General features: G+C 68.7%; 14 protein-coding genes and 4 pseudogenes. 8 read left to right on the plus strand and 10 right to left on the minus strand.

Annotation, left to right across the window (positions count from 1 at the left end; all coding sequences use genetic code 11):
• From J1C73_RS15060 to J1C73_RS15085, 7 genes and pseudogenes are all read right to left on the minus strand, one after another.
• A partial coding sequence (locus J1C73_RS15060; protein WP_242644196.1) for an ISAs1 family transposase occupies positions 1-862 on the minus strand: 862 nt, incomplete at its 3' end.
• 280 nt (positions 863-1,142) lie between these two features.
• Positions 1,143-3,875, minus strand: a complete 2,733-nt coding sequence (locus J1C73_RS15065; RefSeq protein ID WP_207316823.1) for a Tn3 family transposase — start codon at positions 3,873-3,875, stop codon at positions 1,143-1,145.
• Positions 3,876-3,897: 22 nt separating this feature from the next.
• Positions 3,898-4,161 (minus strand): annotated as a pseudogene (locus tag J1C73_RS36020) (DUF4158 domain-containing protein); the annotation flags it as partial.
• Positions 4,162-4,305: 144 nt separating this feature from the next.
• Entirely contained in the window at positions 4,306-4,497 is a 192-nt protein-coding gene (locus tag J1C73_RS15070) for a hypothetical protein (RefSeq protein WP_207316824.1), read from the minus strand.
• A gap of 242 nt (positions 4,498-4,739) precedes the next feature.
• Positions 4,740-5,219 carry an RICIN domain-containing protein gene (locus J1C73_RS15075; RefSeq protein ID WP_207316831.1) on the minus strand — a complete coding sequence of 160 codons (480 nt, stop codon included), beginning with the start codon at positions 5,217-5,219 and terminating at the stop codon, positions 4,740-4,742.
• Positions 5,220-5,340: 121 nt separating this feature from the next.
• Positions 5,341-6,135 (minus strand): SDR family NAD(P)-dependent oxidoreductase, encoded by a 795-nt coding sequence (locus tag J1C73_RS15080; protein ID WP_207316825.1) that lies wholly within the window; start codon positions 6,133-6,135, stop codon positions 5,341-5,343.
• A gap of 86 nt (positions 6,136-6,221) precedes the next feature.
• Positions 6,222-6,839: a TetR family transcriptional regulator gene (locus tag J1C73_RS15085; RefSeq protein ID WP_123466701.1), complete on the minus strand. Its 618-nt coding sequence runs from the start codon at positions 6,837-6,839 to the stop codon at positions 6,222-6,224.
• A gap of 108 nt (positions 6,840-6,947) precedes the next feature.
• Between J1C73_RS15085 and J1C73_RS15090 the strand changes: the two genes are divergently transcribed.
• Positions 6,948-7,601, plus strand: a complete 654-nt coding sequence (locus J1C73_RS15090; protein WP_242644198.1) for a recombinase family protein — start codon at positions 6,948-6,950, stop codon at positions 7,599-7,601.
• A gap of 329 nt (positions 7,602-7,930) precedes the next feature.
• Here J1C73_RS15090 and J1C73_RS15095 read toward each other — a convergent pair whose 3' ends face one another.
• Positions 7,931-8,956 carry an NADP-dependent oxidoreductase gene (locus J1C73_RS15095; protein ID WP_207316826.1) on the minus strand — a complete coding sequence of 342 codons (1,026 nt, stop codon included), beginning with the start codon at positions 8,954-8,956 and terminating at the stop codon, positions 7,931-7,933.
• 193 nt (positions 8,957-9,149) lie between these two features.
• Between J1C73_RS15095 and J1C73_RS15100 the strand changes: the two are divergent.
• From J1C73_RS15100 to J1C73_RS15130, 7 genes and pseudogenes are all read left to right on the plus strand, one after another.
• Positions 9,150-9,843, plus strand: a pseudogene (locus tag J1C73_RS15100) (GlxA family transcriptional regulator); the annotation flags it as partial.
• Between the two features lie 220 nt (positions 9,844-10,063).
• Positions 10,064-11,002: a MerR family transcriptional regulator gene (locus J1C73_RS15105; RefSeq protein WP_207316827.1), complete on the plus strand. Its 939-nt coding sequence runs from the start codon at positions 10,064-10,066 to the stop codon at positions 11,000-11,002.
• 86 nt (positions 11,003-11,088) lie between these two features.
• Positions 11,089-12,003 carry an IS982 family transposase gene (locus J1C73_RS15110; protein ID WP_207316828.1) on the plus strand — a complete coding sequence of 305 codons (915 nt, stop codon included), beginning with the start codon at positions 11,089-11,091 and terminating at the stop codon, positions 12,001-12,003.
• A 365-nt stretch (positions 12,004-12,368) separates the two neighbouring features.
• Complete coding sequence (locus J1C73_RS15115) at positions 12,369-13,454, plus strand: ScyD/ScyE family protein (RefSeq protein WP_207316829.1); 1,086 nt, start codon at positions 12,369-12,371, stop codon at positions 13,452-13,454.
• Between the two features lie 101 nt (positions 13,455-13,555).
• Positions 13,556-14,125 (plus strand): carboxymuconolactone decarboxylase family protein, encoded by a 570-nt coding sequence (locus J1C73_RS15120; protein ID WP_124286070.1) that lies wholly within the window; start codon positions 13,556-13,558, stop codon positions 14,123-14,125.
• Positions 14,126-14,153: 28 nt separating this feature from the next.
• Entirely contained in the window at positions 14,154-15,020 is an 867-nt protein-coding gene (locus J1C73_RS15125) for an RNA polymerase sigma-70 factor (RefSeq protein ID WP_123466090.1), read from the plus strand.
• 67 nt (positions 15,021-15,087) lie between these two features.
• A pseudogene (locus tag J1C73_RS15130) lies at positions 15,088-15,507 on the plus strand (nuclear transport factor 2 family protein); the annotation flags it as partial.
• On the opposite strand, the gene J1C73_RS15135 reads toward J1C73_RS15130, so the two are convergent.
• On the minus strand, positions 15,407-16,969 hold the full coding sequence (locus J1C73_RS15135; protein WP_307797696.1) for an alkaline phosphatase family protein: 1,563 nt from the start codon (positions 16,967-16,969) through the stop codon (positions 15,407-15,409). The pseudogene J1C73_RS15130 and the gene J1C73_RS15135 sit on opposite strands and share 101 nt — an antisense overlap.
• Positions 16,966-17,101: pseudogene (locus tag J1C73_RS15140) on the minus strand (metabolite traffic protein EboE); the annotation flags it as partial. The pseudogene J1C73_RS15140 and the gene J1C73_RS15135, both read right to left, overlap by 4 nt.

A 17,101-nucleotide genomic window follows, 5' to 3' on the forward strand; every position in this document is an offset into this window, starting at 1 on the left:
GGCGCCATCGCACGACTTGGATCGCCTGGCGGGCGCCGGGGTAGTCGATGTGGCGGAACGCGGCGACCTTGAGTCGGCGGATCTCATCGCGGTGGTGAGCCCGCTCGCGGGTGTGGTGGTCCAGTGGGATCTCGGCCCAGGGCAGCTTCCTGACCTGCGCATACAGGCCGGGGTGGTTCTTCTTGACGATGGCCAGGTAGTGGGCTCCGCGCTCGATGAGGTAGGCGCCGTGGCCGTGCTGGGTGTGCAGGGCGTCACCGGTCAGCACGGTGCTCTCCAAATCAATCGTGTCCAACAGAGGCTGGAAGGCGGGTATTTCGTTGCTCTTGGAGGCGATCTGCCGCTGGGCCAGGACTACGCCGTGGTGGTCCATCGCGGCCAGCAGCTGGATCGCGGTCGTGGTCTGGGTGCGCGAGCCTCGCACGGTCTTGCCGTCGACGGCGATGGCCCGCAGGGCCGGCCGTTTCGGTGGTGGTTCGGGTGGCGCCGGTGGCGGGGTTCTGGCCCGCAGGTATGCGCCGATGGCCGTGTCCAGCGCGTCGCCGTCGACGTGCTGGAGCAGGCGGCGGACGGTGGCGGCGTGCGGCACCGTCCGGAGGCCGGTGAGCGGGTCGGCCGGAAAGCCGAGGAGCCCCAGGACGTGCTGCGGCGCATCTGTGATCCATTCACTGATCGCGATGAGCGAGCGGGCACCGGTCAGGACCGCCGCCGCGGCCGCACAGAGCAGCGCGTGCGCTGGATACCGTCGCCCCTTCCGTCCGCGAGGATCGGGCACCAGATCCAGGAAGCGACCCAGGTCAGCGGCGTCCCCCTCGGTGGTCCGGGCATTCGCAAGGGCCAGTTGTTCCAGCCCTGCGGGCATGGGCGATGATGTTCGGGCAGGCACGGTCTCGCTCGGTTCTCATGGGTCTCGACAACCACATGATCACCAGCGCCGTGCCTGCTCCGCGTTCTGGGCTCTTCTCGCCGCAAGCTGGGACATGACGTCACGTCACGCACGAGACCGGCGAACCGGACCGACCGCCTTCACGCAATGACCCTGCCATGCTAGCGGGGAGGACAGACAATGCCTCTGGTGATACCTCCTGCTTACTCCGGCTTGAGATGGCTTTGTCGCAGCCGGGCAAGCCTCCCTCGGCCACCTACAGCCCGGCTCCGGGATCGTCCATGGCCACGGTCCGCAGCGGCCGGTGTCCCTTCTCGTCGAGCTGGGCCAGTTCGTGCTCGTAGTCGACGGTGATGGAGCCGTAGTAGTTGACGACCGAGCTGCGGGCCGGGGAGATGTGCGCCAGGACCTCGGCGTCCACCTCGCGGCCGGCGCCGCGCAGTTCGCCGACGGCCAGTCCCATGTACTCCGTGTGCCAGCAGACCACTGCGTTCGTCACCACGGTCAGGCACCACGCCTGCTCGTTCTGCTGCTCAGGCTGACGGCGGGTGACCTTGCCCTCGCGGGCGTAGTGGAGCTGGCGGCGAAGGGCATGGAGGGACTCGCCCTTGTTCAGCTGCCGGGCGATCTTGCGCCGGTAGCTCTCGTCCGACAGGTACTTCGCCGCGTAGATCGTTCTGCGGATCGCCCCATACTCCTTCAGCGAGGCGGCCAGCGCGTTCTGCCGGGAGGATGCCGACAGCTTGCCGACGATCAGGGAAGCGGTGGCGTGCCCGTACTTCAGCGACCCGGCAAGACGAAGCAGGTCGTCCCAGCGGGCGGCCATCAGGTCGAGGTTGGCCTTCTTCGTCAGCAGCGGCCCCGCCTTCGGGAACCGCTCCTCGTAGTCGGCCTTGGCGCCCATCCGGTAAAGCGTGATCTTGCCCAGGTCGCGGATGCGCGGGGAGAGCTGCTTGCCGACCAGGTCGAAGAGGCCGAAGTTGACCAGGGTGACGCCGTGCGTGTCGGTGGCATGCTCGGTGATCGGCAGGTCGGTGGCGTTGCCCAGGATCTCGTCCAGCACGTAGTGGGCCTCGCGGTGCGTGGCCACGATGACCTTTGTGCCGAACGTGGAGTGCTGGTCGGAGACGTGGGTGTAGGTGGAGATGCCCTCGGACACAAAGTACTTGTTCAGATGCCGGGCGGTGATCGACTTGCCCCGGGTGGGGAACCGTTGCCCGTCCGAGGAGGACAGCGTGCCGGAGCCGAACATGCCCGTCACCGGCAGCTTGTGGTGGTAGTTGACCAGGCAGATGTTGGCCTCGCGCAGCGTCTCCTCGCGGACGTACCACTCCGCCGTCCACGCCAGCACGTCGTAGGGGATGCCGCAGGAGGCGGCCATCCCGTGCAGCCCGAGATTCGTGGAGAGCCCGATCAGGCAGGCGATCAGATTCCTTTTGAGCTGCGGGGAACGGGCCTGTTTGCCTCCGGCGTGGACGAAGCAGTCCAGGAAGCCGGTGTGCCGGTCCATCTCCACCAGCAGCGATGCGATCGGCACGTTCGGCAGCATCCGCTCCAGCTCGGCGTGCAGTTCCTCGGCTTCGGACGGGATGTCCTCCGCTGTCAGCGGTGAGATGACCAGTTCCCCGTCGTCGTTCAACCGGACCGGCCCGTCGCCGCGCTTGAGGACCTCCTCCAGGTCGCCCAGGGCCTCATCCAGTTCGTCCATCACCAGCGGCAGGGCCTCCGAGGCGTCAGGGCTCTTGGCGACCAGGCGGCAGAACTCGGTGCGGTGCGTCTCCCACTGGGCAGGCTTGAACAGGTAGGCGGCCGGGTTGTCGTAGCGGCGCGAGCCCGGCACGAACACGTCGCCCGAGCGCAGGCCGTCGCGTAGTGCGAGCAGGGTGCACAGCTCCCAGTAGTGCCTGTACGCGGTCGCGTCGCCGTTGGCCACTGCTTCGTCGAGGTAGCCCTGCCACCGGGTCGGTACGAACAGCGTCGGCGCATTGTTGGGGACGTTGCGGGCACCGGTGGCGTTCAGCTCGCGCAGGATCTTCAGGGCCTCGATCAGCGGCTTCGCCTCAGTGCCGCCGGCGAACCGCACCGCCTCCAGCACCTTCGGCGCGAACTGTCGGATGTAGGTGTAGGAGCCCTCCAGCAGCGCCAGGTGCCCGTGGTCCTTCGGCAGCCGCACGGTGGCCCCGGCGTGTGCGGCACGCAGCCGGGACATGCCGATCTTCTCTCGCAGCAGCGTCCCCACCGCCTCGTCCGGGATACCGGCATCGGCCAGCACGGGCAGGATCTCGTCCAGCAGGGCGAGCCGGTCCTCGGAGCGTTTGGCCCTCTCGGCAAGCACCTCGCGCAGCTTGATCCGGGCGCGGGACTCCGAACCCGACAGCGTCTGGTCGAAGAGCTGCACCACGGAGTCGAGGACGTCGACCGCGGACTGCGCGAGCAGTGTCAGCAGGATCGGATGGCGCCGGTTTGGCTCGCGCCGCACCAGGGCCTGCGCGGTCAGCCGGCGCCCGATCTGGGCAAGGTGACGGCGGCGTTCGGCGGGCAGCGCGGCCAGATCAAGCGTGTCGGCGTCCAGGCCGCGCAGGAACTTCAGCTTGTCGACCTCGCCGCCCACGCTGTTGGGAGACGCCTGCACCGGGCCGGTACTCAGCCAGTGCAGCCGCGAGGAACGCAACTTCGGATCGACTACCAGCAGCCCGTCCAGCCCCTGCGCACGCTCGGGGTTCAGCAGGTGGGCCACACGGGCGTGGGTCTCCTGCTCGGCCGCCTGGCGGGCGGTGGCGACCTTCTCCAGCAGCGAGACGACACCCGGTCGGATCACCTTCGCTGAACGCAGGTACTCGCAGCCCAGCCGGAACAGCAGGCTCGGGGCGTCGTGTTCCATCGCGCGGGCCAGCAGGAACTCGTCCAGCTCCTTGAGCTCGATGGCCTTCGCCGGCTTCCACCCCAGATACGGCGATCTCCCGCAGATGGTCGGTGCGGGTCTGCTCACGTTCGCCGTAGCCCGCCAGATCGGCGACGGCGAGCCCGAGATGACGGGCCAGGCGGCCGACCGCCGCGGGCGGAGCGGCGAGCACATCGTCGGGAACGAAGCCCAGCCACGGCAGGGTAGACAGCTGCACGGCGGCGCCGAGCACGTTCTGGGCCCGGCGGAACTTCCGCAGGAACGCCTCGTCGGCCGGGGTGAGGGTGAAGTAGCGGATCAGCTCGTCTTTGCCGATCGCCGGGAAGGACCGTAATCCCTCCAGTTCCTCGTCCGAGAACACCCACGTGGCCATTGGCCCCTCCCACCCCACTCGATCAACGCAGACGGGCACCACCGGTACCCGGCTGGGCGGTCCGTGCAGACGAAAAACCCCGAACTTGACCTCAGGAATACGCGGGTTGCACTACTCTGCGGCGACCGCTAAGCGGGCGGATCGCTAATCGCGCAGGTTCGCCATGGTCGGGGCGGCCTTGATCTGCTTCGAGCTCCGCACCGCGCCGAGCACCGTGGCCGGGAGCTCATCCGGCTCGACCATGGTCTGCCGCTCGACCTGGGCGATCTCGCCCAGGAGCTTCTGGATCTGTTCGTCGCTCAGGTCGTTCAGTAGCGGCTCATCGGCACTCAGCATGGCGGCGACGCTACCGAGCCGCCGATGGTCACCACGCCGTTTGACCGAGATCAGCCCAGATCAGAGGATGCCGCACGGCTTAGCGTTGGTTTTTCGGCGAGAGCTACTGGGACCCCGTACAGAACGGTGTGCGTGTTCGGTCTCATCAGCCCTCGCCCTGTGGTCCCACCAGTATCGCGTCGGTGGCCGGAAGCCACTCGACGATCATTCGCCACCACCATCCCCACCGGATGGGTCCCCACTCATTCGCAACCTTTATGCAACCCCCGAACACCACCACCCTGCCCGAACCGGCCGGACCCGGCAGACAGAACCCACCCCCAGGAATCTGCCCTGGTCAGACCCCGAACAGCCCTGGAGGAGAACGACCGTGTCATGGGCGGAAAGGGGCAGTGGCCTTCCAGGTGCCAGTAGTGGTCGGGGTAGTCGCCACAGGGGTACTGGTTGATTTCGGTCAGCGCGTCGGTGCTCGCCGCAGGTGCGGCCAGGCACTGTCCGCTGTTGACGTTGACGACCCAGGTCCCGTCGGGGTGTTCCTCCAGGTGCCAGTACTGCGCTTCGCTCTGTCGGCAAATGGCCTGGACGACGGGGGCGGCGGTCTGGGTGCTGAAGTCTGCGACGCTCAGGCACTGACGGCTGTTGTAGTTGACGAGCACTCGCAGCTCCCTTGAGCGACCGGCACTTCTCCATGATTGGCACTGAGCACCTGTCTCAGGGCGGATGCAGACTCACACGTATACTCCGGCCGAATGAGTGCCGCCTCTGCCGGTGGTCACCACCGCCCCAGGAGAATGGGCCACGGCAACCGCCTGCAACGCCGCGATGTCCGTGGGCTCTTCGGGGCTACGCGCTGGGGCGTACGCTCCTTTCGGCGATGCGGATGAGGGGGCGTTCCGGTGTCAGGCGGCTGATGACGCGGGATATCAGGGCGTTGCCGGTGCCGTCGACGACGGTCGCTTTGCGGCCGCCCAGCGCGGCGAGTGCTGTGTTGACGACCTGCTGCGGTGTGCGCCGGGAGCCGACCGACGCGTTGTCGCCGGCCACGTCGAAGAACGGGGTGTCGGTGGCGCCCGGGCAGATCCCGAGGACGGTCACACCGGTGCCGCGGGTCTCGCCCCAGAGGGAGCGTGTGAAGGACAGGACGAATGCCTTCGACGCGGAATACACCGCCATGTGCGGCACCGCCTGGAATCCGGCCGTGCTGGCGACGTTGATGACGGTGCCGCGCCCGCGCTCGACCATGCCGGGCAGGAGCCTGGTGGTGTTGCCGACGAGCGTGCCAATGTTGAGCTGTACCTGGGACGCCATGTGGCCGGGGTCGGCCTCGGCGAGGTCGCCGTGCGATGCGAAGCCGGCGTTGTTGATGAGGATGTCCACGACGGCGCCCTGCTCGTCGAGCGTGCGGGCGAGGGTCTCGGAGGAGTCGGGCAGGGAGAGGTCGAGGGCGAGGGATCTGACGGTCACACCGTGCCTGGTCCGCAGGGTCGAGGCGAGCTCCTCCAGCTTGTCTTTCGAACGGGCGACGAGGACCAGGTCCACACCGCGGGCGGCCAGCTGCCGGGCGAACTCGGCGCCGATCCCTGACGAAGCGCCGGTGACGACGGCCAGCTGGGAGGTGAGAGTGTCCGAATAGTTCATTTCTGTCTCCATACCGACTTGAAGGTTTTTTTCTTGGCGATGAAAAGGCCGCGGCCGGCCTGCGTGAGATCCGGCCTGCCCGGCGCTCAGTGCGCCCCGATGGCTGCCTCGACGACATCGGCGAGAACGCCCGCCGCGCGACGCAGCTCTTCCGGAGTGGTGCGCCCTGTGGCCTCGAGGGCGCCCTTAAGGCCGTCGAACGCGCCCACGAGCACGGTGGCCAGCGTGTGGGCGTCGGCCGAAAGATGCAGGTCGCCCCCGCGTGCGCCGTCGAGGAGGAGGTCTTCGACCAGGCCGACCCACTCCGCGAGAACGGACGCCTGGGCGGGGCCCTGCGGCGACTCCGTGGCGAGCTCACGGTCGAGCCGGACGACGGACCATCCCGCAGGTTCCGCGATGACGAGGTCCACGAGGACCGGGACAAGTCCGCGTATCTGTGCGGCCGGTCCCCCGAGTCCCTCGAGCTGCCTGCGCACATGCGCAAGCATCCCCTGCTTCTGATCGTCAACAACCGCACGGGCCAGGTCGGCCTTGCTCCTGAAGTGGAAGTACACGGCCCCCTTGGTGAGGCCGGTCTCCACCATCACATCGTCCATCCGGGCCAGCGAGTACCCCTTGGCATCGAAGACACGGGCGGCGGCGCGCAGAATGTCCCGGCGCGTCGCCGCGCCCTTCGGCGTCAGTTGATCCACTGGCCTTCCCATGCCTCCGATACTAAATACCTTCGAGTCGGTTTTTCAAGTTGATCAGGAACCGACCCGCCCGGAGGACCGCAGACCGCCGCAGGCAACGGCCCAATCGCGCGGCGATCGATGAGGACCGGAACTGTTCAGTGGTCAGGTGGTGACAGCGCCGTTTCGACCGACCACCAGTCGACCGACCGCCAGAACCTCGTCCTCGCCGAGGCCGGGATCGAAGACCCGGTCATCTTCGAGGAGGACCCCGGCACCTCCAGCCGCCTCCACCCGCTCCAGCGCCCGAACTTCGGCGAGCTGCTCACCTACGCGCGGCCGGGCGACACCGTGCACATCTCCGAGATGTTCCGCCTCGTACGCGGCACCGGACACATCCTCGACGTGCTCGACATCCTCCACCGCGGCCGGCTCGCCCTGCGCATCCACGACGGCGCCTTCTCCGCCATGGACCTCACCGCCCGCCACCCGCGCACCGGAGAGCTGCTGTCCACCGTGAAGTTCATGGTGCAGACTCTTGCCGCCGCCGACGAACTCCAGCGCGACCTCCAGCGCGAGCTGACGTACGACGGGCTGCGGGCCGCCGAGGCGAAGGGCAACAAGGGCGGGCGCCGCCCGGTCGTCACGGCAGCGAAGGCCGCCGCCGTACGCGCCGCGTACCTGGGCGGCCAGTCCATCCGCCCCGGAGCTGCCGGTCGTCCTCGATATGCCGGGCAAGGTCGCCGACTTCCTCCGCTCGGCCGACCTGGAGCCCGCCGAGCGCGCCGTGCTTGACCAGGGCGTCACCGTACGGCGCGGCCAGGGCTACACCCTGCGCGCCAGCGCCATCCCAGCGGTACACCGCCAACTCCTCGAACGATGCCAGCCGCTCGGCAGCACCGCAGCGATCCCGGCACAGCGCAAGGCCCGCCGCGAGTACGCGAACCGCGTCAGCGTCCTCTCAACGGCTACAGCCAGGCCGTGATCACTCTCAGCGCCAACCACGGTTCGATTGACCCCGGGGCCGTCTTTGAGGCGTGGCATGGGACCGTCGCAGCACGCACGGCGCGGGACGACCCCCGTCCTGTGCCGCGGCCTGGGACGAACCCCCGAGCCATCCCGCCTCAGCGCACGGTGATGACCAGCTTGCCCGTGGTACGGCCCGCCTCCGCCAGGACGTGGGCCCGGGCGCCTTCGGCGAGGGGGAAGGTGCTGGAGACGTGGGCGCGGAGCCTGCCCCGGTGGACAAGCTCGGCGACAGCGCGCATCCCGGCCTGGTCGTGCTCAACGAGCAGGGTGACGGCGCGGACCTGTGCCTTCTCCGCCGCGGCCAGAGTGTTCTCGGCACCCGGCAGCAGGGAGACGAGGACGCCGCCGGGGCGGAGCACGTCCACGGAACGGGTGGCGTTCTCCCCGCCGAGTGTGTCAAGGACGACGTCGTAGCGCTCCTCGGTGTCGGTAAAGTCCTCAGATCGGTAGTCGATGCAGGCATCCGCGCCGAGTTCGCGCAGGAAGTCGTGCTTGGGGGCGCTCGCCGTCCCGGTGACGTGTGCGCCGCGCTCCTTGGCGATCTGTACGGCGAGATGACCGACCCCGCCGGCTGCGGCGTGGATCAGCACCCGCTGCCCGGTCCGGAGGTCCGCAGTCTCGACGAGGGCCTGCCAGGCGGTGAGCGCGGCCAGAGGCAGAGCGGCTGCGTGGACGTGGTCGATTCCGGCGGGCTTGGCGGCGAAGGCGCGGGTGGGGCCGGTTACGTACTCGGCGTGGGAGCCGGCCCCGTACGGGTAGGGCAGCATGCCGAACACCTCGTCGCCGGGCTGGAAGAGGGTGACGCCGAAGCCGGTCTCCACCACGGTGCCGGAGATGTCCCAACCGAGGGTCAGCGGCGGGGGCGGCAGGAAAATACTCAGGGCGCGGTGCTTGAAGTCCGTGGGGTTGAGTCCGGCCGCGTGCACGGCGACGAGGATCTCCCCGGGGCCGGGCGCGGGCCGGGGAAGCTCGGTCAGATGCAGGACCTCGGGGCCGCCGAGGGCCGTCTGGTGCAGGGCGAGCATCACGGGGGCGCCGTCCAGGGCGGCGGGATGCGAGGAGTCCGTGGCGGCCGCAGGGTCTGGGGAGTTGAGGTTCTCAGGGGTGTCCGTCGAAGTCATGCCTCGATCCTGGCCATTCGGTCCGACCCGGGGCGATGGCAAGAAGGTCAGCCTCCGATACATTTTCGCCATGCCCGTCACCCCTGCCGCCCGCTGCGTTCCCGGCGCCTCCAGCACTCCCGCCGTCCGCCCCTTTGCCGCGCCCTCACGGGCCCGTGACCTTGCCGACCGCGCGGTCGAACTGGGTCGCCGGATGAGCCCGGACCCGCGGCCCGGCGCCCACAAGGTCGTCGTACTTGCCCTCGATGGCGTCTACCCCTTCGAACTCGGCATCCCGCACCGGGTCCTGGGTTCTGCCGATGGCCGCTACGAGGTGCTGTCCGCGAGCGTGGACGGGCAGCCCGTGCGTACCGACGCGGACCTGACCGTCATCCCCGGGCACGGTCCCGAGGTGCTGGCCGAGGCGGACACCGTGGTCATCCCTCCGTACGCGATCTCGCCGACCCCGGACCCGCAGGCTCTCACCGCCCTGTCCCGCGTTCGCCCCGGGACCCGTCTGGTGTCCATCTGCACCGGCGCCTTCCTGCTGGCCGTAGGCGGTCTCCTGGACGGGCGCCGGGCCACCACCCACTGGGCGCTCACCGACTACTTCCAGGAGCTATTTCCCCGGGTCGAGCTTGACGCTGGCGTGCTCTTCGTCGACCACGGTGACGTGCTGACCTCCGCGGGGGGCGGCGAGCGGTGTCGACGTCTGCCTGCACCTGGTGCGCCAGGACCACGGCATCGAGGTGGCCAACCAGGTCGCCCGTTGCTGCGTCGTGCCGCCGTATCGGGACGGCGGGCAGGCGCAGTACATCGAGCGGCCGCTGCCGCCGGCGAGCGGAACCGGCACCGGGCCGACCCGCGACTGGGCGCTGCAGCGGCTGGAACTGCCTCTGTCGCTAGATAATTGAGTCCAAGGGCTCGTAGCCGTAGGCCGCCAGCGAGCGGTGTCGCATGTCGCTGCCATCGCTCGCCCAGCACGTGCAAGGCGTGCCCGTTTCATCCTGGCGGTCAGCGGAGAGCACGCGACGCATGCTTCAGCAACTCGGAGGACGTCTCGTGGTCGGGGCCCTGCTTGGGAATGGCCTTGAGTCTCCAGTGACTGGAGACAGCAGAGTGGGGGACATGGACGTTACGACCCTCTACTCGATCGGGGAGCTTTCCCGGCGGACCGGCTTGTCTGTGAGGACCATCCGGTTCTACTCCGATTCGGGGGTGGTAGCGCCGACCACCCGTAGTCCCGCCGGCTATCGGCTCTACGACCTCGACGCACTGCTTCGTCTGGAACTCCTCCGTACACTGCGCGAGCTGGGCATGGACCTGGCCACGATTCAACGGGTACTGGACCGCGAGCTCTCGGTGGCGGAAGTCGCCGCGGCGCACGCCGACGCCATGGACGTCAAGATCCGGATGCTGCAACTGCGTCAGAGCGTTCTGCGAGTCGTGGCCAGACGCGGGTCCAGTCCCGAGGAGACCACACTCATGCACAGGCTCACACAGTTGTCCGGCGAGGAACGCCGACGTTTGATCGACGATTTCGTGGATGGCACTTTCGGCACAGTGGATGCCGACCCGACCGCGGTGGCCATGGTTCGCGCTGCCACTCCCGACCTCCCCGATGATCCGACCAGCGAGCAGGTCGCCGCGTGGGTGGAGCTCGCCGAGCTGGTCGGCGACGAGGATTTCCGTGCCCGGATGCGCCGGACGGCCGTACGTCAGGCCGCCGGGCGCCCGCTCGACATCGAATGCGATGCCGGCGAGGAACTGATGGAATTCACCCGTCAGAAGGTGGCCGAGGCCATGGAGTCGGGCATCGACCCGCTCAGCGACAGGGGCGCACCCGTCATCGACGACCTCGTGCACCGCTTCGCCGAGGTGCTCGCGCGCACCCCTGACACGGAATTCCGGGACTGGATGGCCCAGCAGTTCGACGAGGCGCACGATCCCCGGGTAGACCGATACTGGCGGCTGGTGTGGATCGTCAACGGCTGGCAGGTAGTACCGAACCTGACCCCGGTGTACCCCTGGCTCATCCAGGCCCTGCGAAATGACCGTGACGCATAGTCACCGCAGTGGGCACGCCCCCGGATCCCTGAATGAGTCCAGGGGATCGCCTGCGGACATGAGACAAGGGCGTCCAACGTCGATGTGTGACTAACGACCTGGACACCCTCGCAACGGCACTCTATGCCCGGATTGACGACGAGTTGAAGGCTTCGCCGTGGCTGGCGCCGTGGCGGCCTGCCGTCGGAATCACGCCCACGCTCAGTGACGCCGAGCTGATCACGCTCGCGGTCATGTCGGCGCTGCTCGGATACACCTCTGAGCGGCGCTGGCTTCGCCGCGTCGGGCGGGACTACGGCCACCTGTTTCCCTACGTGCCCCAGCAGTCCGGCTACAACAAGCGGCTGCGCGCCGCGTTCTCACTGCTCACCAGCATGATCCGGATCGTGGCCCGCGATACCTCACTGTGGAGCGACGATGTGTGGCTGGTCGACTCCACACCGGTCGGTTGCGGTTGCTCCCGTGAGACGGCCAAACGCTCGGACCTGGCAGGCTGGGCCCAGTACGGCTACTGCGCATCACACTCGCGATACTTCTGGGGGCTGCGTCTGCACCTGGTGTGCACACTCGGCGGACTGCCGGTCCTGTTCGCACTCACCGGGGCCAAGGCGGACGAGCGCGAAACGCTGCGCGACATGCTCGATACCGCGCCAGACGTCCTCGCCGTTCACCCCGGGCAGACGATCATCGGGGACAAGAACTACTTCGGCCGCGAGTTCGAGCACGGCCTTGCCGAGCGTCACCTGAAGTTGCTGCGGCCAGCCCGCAAGGGGGAAGCCGAGCGGGCCGGGGCGCACCTGTTCAAACCGCTGCGGCAGGTCATCGAGTCGATCAATCAGACCTTCAAGGGGCAGCTCGACCTGGAACGACACGGCGGCAAGAGCGCTGCAGGGGTGTCAGCCCGGGTCTTGTGCAGGATCCTCGCACTCACAGCGGTGATCTGGCACAACGATCAAACTGGACAGTCCATCAAGCGATCACTCACGGCCTACGATCACTGACCGCAACAACACCCCTTGGACTCATTCATCTAGGGATCCCCTAAGGGATGCCACCCGGGTCTGCGCCTGAGCAGGGGTGGAGCGTTGCTGGAGCGTCGCTTCACAAAACTCTCAGAGTCATCTGACGATTTCTTGGGCCGGGCGCATTTCCCACCTGCGAACAGGCCGAAAGTGGTCCCGATGTCTCTTTGAGCGACCGGCGTGCAAGTGCGGAATCCGCGATGTTGCACACCGTGATACCGGCAACTCTCGCGTCTATCATGCCGATTGCATTCACCCCTGACAGTGGGGTCGGAGCACATTTGAGGAGAGTTATGTCTGGTGCAAGAAGTTCTTGGTCGGGGGCCTTTTTGGCGATGGCGGTCGTGAGCACCGTCGTGGCGACCGCGATACCGGGCCAGGCCGCGGCCGCCCATGGGTGGTCCGTCAAGGCGCGTGCCGAGGTCGTGGCGAGCGGTCTGCACAACCCGCGTGACGTCCAGGTCCAGGCCGACGGATCGCTGCTGGTCTTGGAGTCGGGCAGCGGCCCGGCCACCCCGTGCCCGCCGCCTGCGGAACAGGGACGCAACCGGTGCCTCGGTTTCAGCGGGTCCCTCTACCGGGTCGCGGGCTCCCAAAAGGGACGGGTGGTCACCGGTCTCCCCTCCGAGCAGATCAACCAGAACTACGGCACCAGCGTGCTCACCCGCGTCGGTGGGGCGGTCCAGGCCGAGGCCGTGGGCAACGGCTCGTACCGCATCAGCTACGGCCTGAGCGGTCTGCCGTCGGACCGTGCGGGGCTCGGTGCGGGCAGCGGCCCGCTCGGCACGCTGAGCAGCACCAGCGGCGCGGTGCTGGGTGACCTGGCCGTGCACGAGCTGGAGCACAACCCTGACGCCGGGAACCCGGGTGTCACCGAGGTTTTCTCCAATCCGTGGGGCTTCGCCAAGGACGGCAAGGACTTCCTGGCCACCGACGCGGGTGCCAACGACCTGATCCGGATCCACCCCGACGGCAGCACCGAGACCGTCTTCGCCTTCCCCACCAACGCGCAGCCGACCGACAACACGCCGCTGCAGGCAGTGCCGACCGGCATCCTGCGCGGCCGGGACGGCGCGTTCTACATTGCCGACATGAGTGGCATGTACCAGGGCCTGAGCCGCATCTGGCGCTATGTCCCCGGTAGCACGCCGACCGTCTTCGCCACCGGCCTGACGGACGTCATCGACCTCGCGGTGGCCCCCAGCGGTGACCTGATCGCCCTGTCCTACGGCTCCGGCGAGGCGACCGACCCGGGCCCGGGGACGCTGACCCGGATCAACGCGCACACGGGTGCCACCACCCCGATCCCGACCACCACCCCGCTGACGGAGCCCACGGGCGTGGCCGTCACCGCGAAGGGGGACATCTACGTCACCAGCAACACGCAGAGCAACACGGATGGCGTGCTGCTGAAGTTCCCGGCTGCCTGACCGGGTTCGTCCGTCGGCGCACAAGTGGTTGTCACACTCGTGCGCCCGGCGGTGTCTTCATGTCAAACAGGCCGCAAGGCCGCTGAAACAAGGAGAACACCATGACACCGCGTATCCCCAAGGCCGAGCTTCCCGCCGAGATGAAGGAAGCTCTCATCCAGCAGCTCGGCTCCGTGCCCGAGCCCGTTGAGGTGGTCTTCAACAACCCCGCCGTCGCCACCTCCAACCTGGAGTTCTCGGCGAAGGCCGCCGCGTGGGACGCGGTGGACGAGGGCCTCAAGACGTTCGCGCACATGGCCGTGGCGGCCCAGGTCGGCTGCAGCTGGTGCCTGGACATCAACTACTTCGCCGCGCTGAACCAGAACCTGGACCTGACCAAGGCCAGCCAGGTGCCCAACTGGCGTGACTCCGACGCGTTCACCCCGCTGGAGCGCGAGGTGATGGAGTACTCGGAGGCCATGACGAACACCCCGCCGACCGTCTCGGACGAGCTGTCGGCGAGCCTGCTCAAGCAGCTCGGCCCGGCGGGCCTGGTCGAGCTCACCGTGTTCGTCGGCTTCGCCAACCTCTCCACCCGGGTCAACACCGCGCACGGGATCACCTCGCAGGGCTACTCCGAAGCCTGCCAGATCCCGCTGGCCGAGCGGCCCCGGACGGCCGGCGCAGTCTGACACCATGATCGGTGTGACTCATGACGCCATGACCGGCGACCCGTTCGTCGCCCACCGCAGCCTGCTGTTCACCGTCGCCTACGAGATGCTCGGCTCCGCGGCCGATGCGGAGGACGTGCTGCAGGAGACCTGGCTGCGGTGGGCCGACGTCGATCACTCCCAGGTGCGCGAGCCCCGGGCGTATCTGGTGCGGGCCGTCACCCGCCAGTCCCTCAACCGGCTGCGCTCGCTGTCGCGCAGCCGCGAGGACTACGTGGGGGAGTGGCTTCCGGAGCCGCTGCTGACCAGCCCCGATGTGGCCGAGGACGTCGAACTGGCGGAAAGTGTCTCGATCGCGATGCTGACCGTGCTCGAGACACTCGCGCCCACCGAACGCGCCGTCTTCGTGCTCCGCGAGGTCTTCGACATGCCGTACGGGGAGATCGCGGAAGCCGTCGGCAAGTCGGCGGCCGCCGTACGGCAGATCGCGCGGCGCGCACGCGAGCACGTGGCGGCCCGCCGGCCGCGGATGCAGGTGAGCCGCTCGGAACAGCAGGTCGTGGTGGAGCGGTTCCTGACCGCACTGCGTACCGGGAAGCTTCAGGACCTGCTGGAGGTCATGGCCCCTGACGTGGTCATGATCGCCGACGGGGGCGGGATCGTGTCGGCCGCTCTGGTGCCGATCTGCGGTGCCGCCCAGGTGGCGCCGGTGCTCGCCAGGGCGGAGCGGCTCGTCGAGGCGCTCGAGACGACGCCCGTGTGGCTCAACGGCGCCCCCGCGGGCCGTATCGAGTTCGACGGCGAGCCGGCCGCGGTGAGCATCGAGGTCGAGAACGGCCTCATTACACGGATCTATGTGGTGCGCAACCCTCACAAGCTGACACGCCTCGACGAGCCGGCCCGACTGGCCAGGTGACAGGCGTCATGACTGGTCCGGGCGGTGCCTACCGCCCGGACCGGTCCATATCCAGACAGGGAGTGTCATGGACACCACTGCCCGCCCCACCCCCGGCTGGGGCACCGCCGCCGGGATTCTCGCTCTCACTCCGCCGCGCCCCCCGAGTGGCGAGCACGGCGGTCCGACCCTGGACCGTCTGCTGATCACCGAGCGCATCGCCCGCTACGGCTGGGCCTACGACGAGCGCGACCAGGCCGCCCTCGCCGAGTGCTTCACCGCCGACGCCACCTGGCAGGCCACGGTCATGGGAGAGATCGAGACCCCGCTGCACCGGGGCGCCGAGACCATCGCGGCGGCCGAAGCGGCGCTCTGGCCCCAGCAGGGCGACCAGCGGCGCCACCTGTTCAGCAACCACGTGATCGACCTGTCCGGCGACGAGGCGACCGCGCATGCCTACATGATCCAGCTGCGCATCCAGGATGCCACCTCCTCACTGGCCGTCTCCGGGGCCTACCGCTTTCACCTGCGCCGCGAGGCGGACGGGGGCTGGCGCATCGACACGCTCCGTAGCGCTCTCGACAACCTCTGGTGAGCCCCGCGAGCCGCAGCAGCAGCGACTTGACCTCCGTGGCGGGGAGCGTTCCGCTCACCTCGCCGGGGCGCGAGCACAGGAGTACGGGACCGTCCTCGGGCCGCTCCGGCAGCCTGCCGTGGCTGCCGCGCACCGGAGCCGGGTCCAGCGGGACCACGGCCATCCGGTAGCGCATGCCCAGCTTCTTGCGGGCCACCGCACCCGCCGCCTTCACCTTCACGTACGGGTCGAGCGGGTCCAGGAACAGCTCTGCGGGGTCGTACCCGGGTTTGCGATGGATTTCGACGAGCTGTGCGAAGTCCGGGGCGCGTGCGTCGTCGAGCCAGTAGTAGTACGTGAACCAGGAATCGGGCTCGGCGAGGGCCACCAGCTCACCGGAGCGCGGGTGGTTCAGGCCGTGCTCCTTCTTCCCCGCCTCGTCCAGGAGCCGGTCCACCCCGGCGACCCCCTCCAGGGCCTCGCGCACCTCGGCGACATCCTCTGGCCGGCGTACGTACACGTGGGCGAGCTGATGGTCGGCGACCGCGAAGGCGCGGGAGGCCATGGGGTCCAGGTACTCCATGCCGTCCTGCGTATGCACCTCGAGGTAACCGGCGCGGCGCAGCACCCGGTTGAGGTCGACGGGCCTGCTGACGTCGGTGATGCCGTACTCGGACAGCACGACGACGGTGCGCCCCTCGGCCTCCGCGTCGTCGAGCAGCGGGGCGAGCGCCGCGTCCAGCTCGGCGGCGGCCCTGTGCGAGCGCGGATCCTTCGGGCCGAAGCGTTGCAGGTCGTAGTCGAGATGGGGCACATAGCACAGCGTCAGGTCGGGATGGCGGGTGCGGTTGAGATGCCGGGTCGCGTCGATGATCCACTGGCTGGAGACGAGGTCGGCGCCCGGCCCCCAGAAGTGGAACAGCGGGAAGGTGCCGAGGGCGGCGTGGAGCTCGTCGTGCAGCTCGGGCGGCCGCGTGTAGCAGTCGGGCTCCTTGCGGCCGTCGGCGTAGTAGACCGGGCGGGGCGTCACGGTGAAGTCGGTGTCCGCGCCCATCGCGTACCACCAGCAGACGTTGGCCACGGTGTAGCCGGGGTGGGCGCGGCGGGCCGCGTCCCAGAGCCGGTCACCCTCGACGAGCCCGTTGTGCTGGCGCCACAGCAGTACCTCTCCGAGTTCGCGGAAGTACCAGCCGTTACCGACGATGCCGTGCTCGGCGGGCAGGGTGCCGGTCAGGAACGTGGACTGGGCGGCGCAGGTGACCGCCGGCAGCACCGTGCCCAGACCGGCGCGCGAGCCGCCGCCGCCGAGCGACTTCAGTCGCGGCATGTGCTCCAGGAGCGCGGGGGTCAGACCCACCACGTCCAGGACGAGCAGGGGCGTGGGGGTCTTCGTCACTGCATCTCCTTGAGTCCTAGTCCGGTCAGCAGATCGCGGACGAGCGCGAGTTCGGCGGCGATACCGACTGCGAGCTGGGCGTCCGTGGCCGGGCGTACCCCGGCCGGCAGGGCCTGCCAGGTGTACGTCTCG

Origin of the sequence: Streptomyces laculatispora (genome assembly GCF_017353455.1) — a bacterium.
GTDB lineage: Bacteria > Actinomycetota > Actinomycetes > Streptomycetales > Streptomycetaceae > Streptomyces > Streptomyces laculatispora.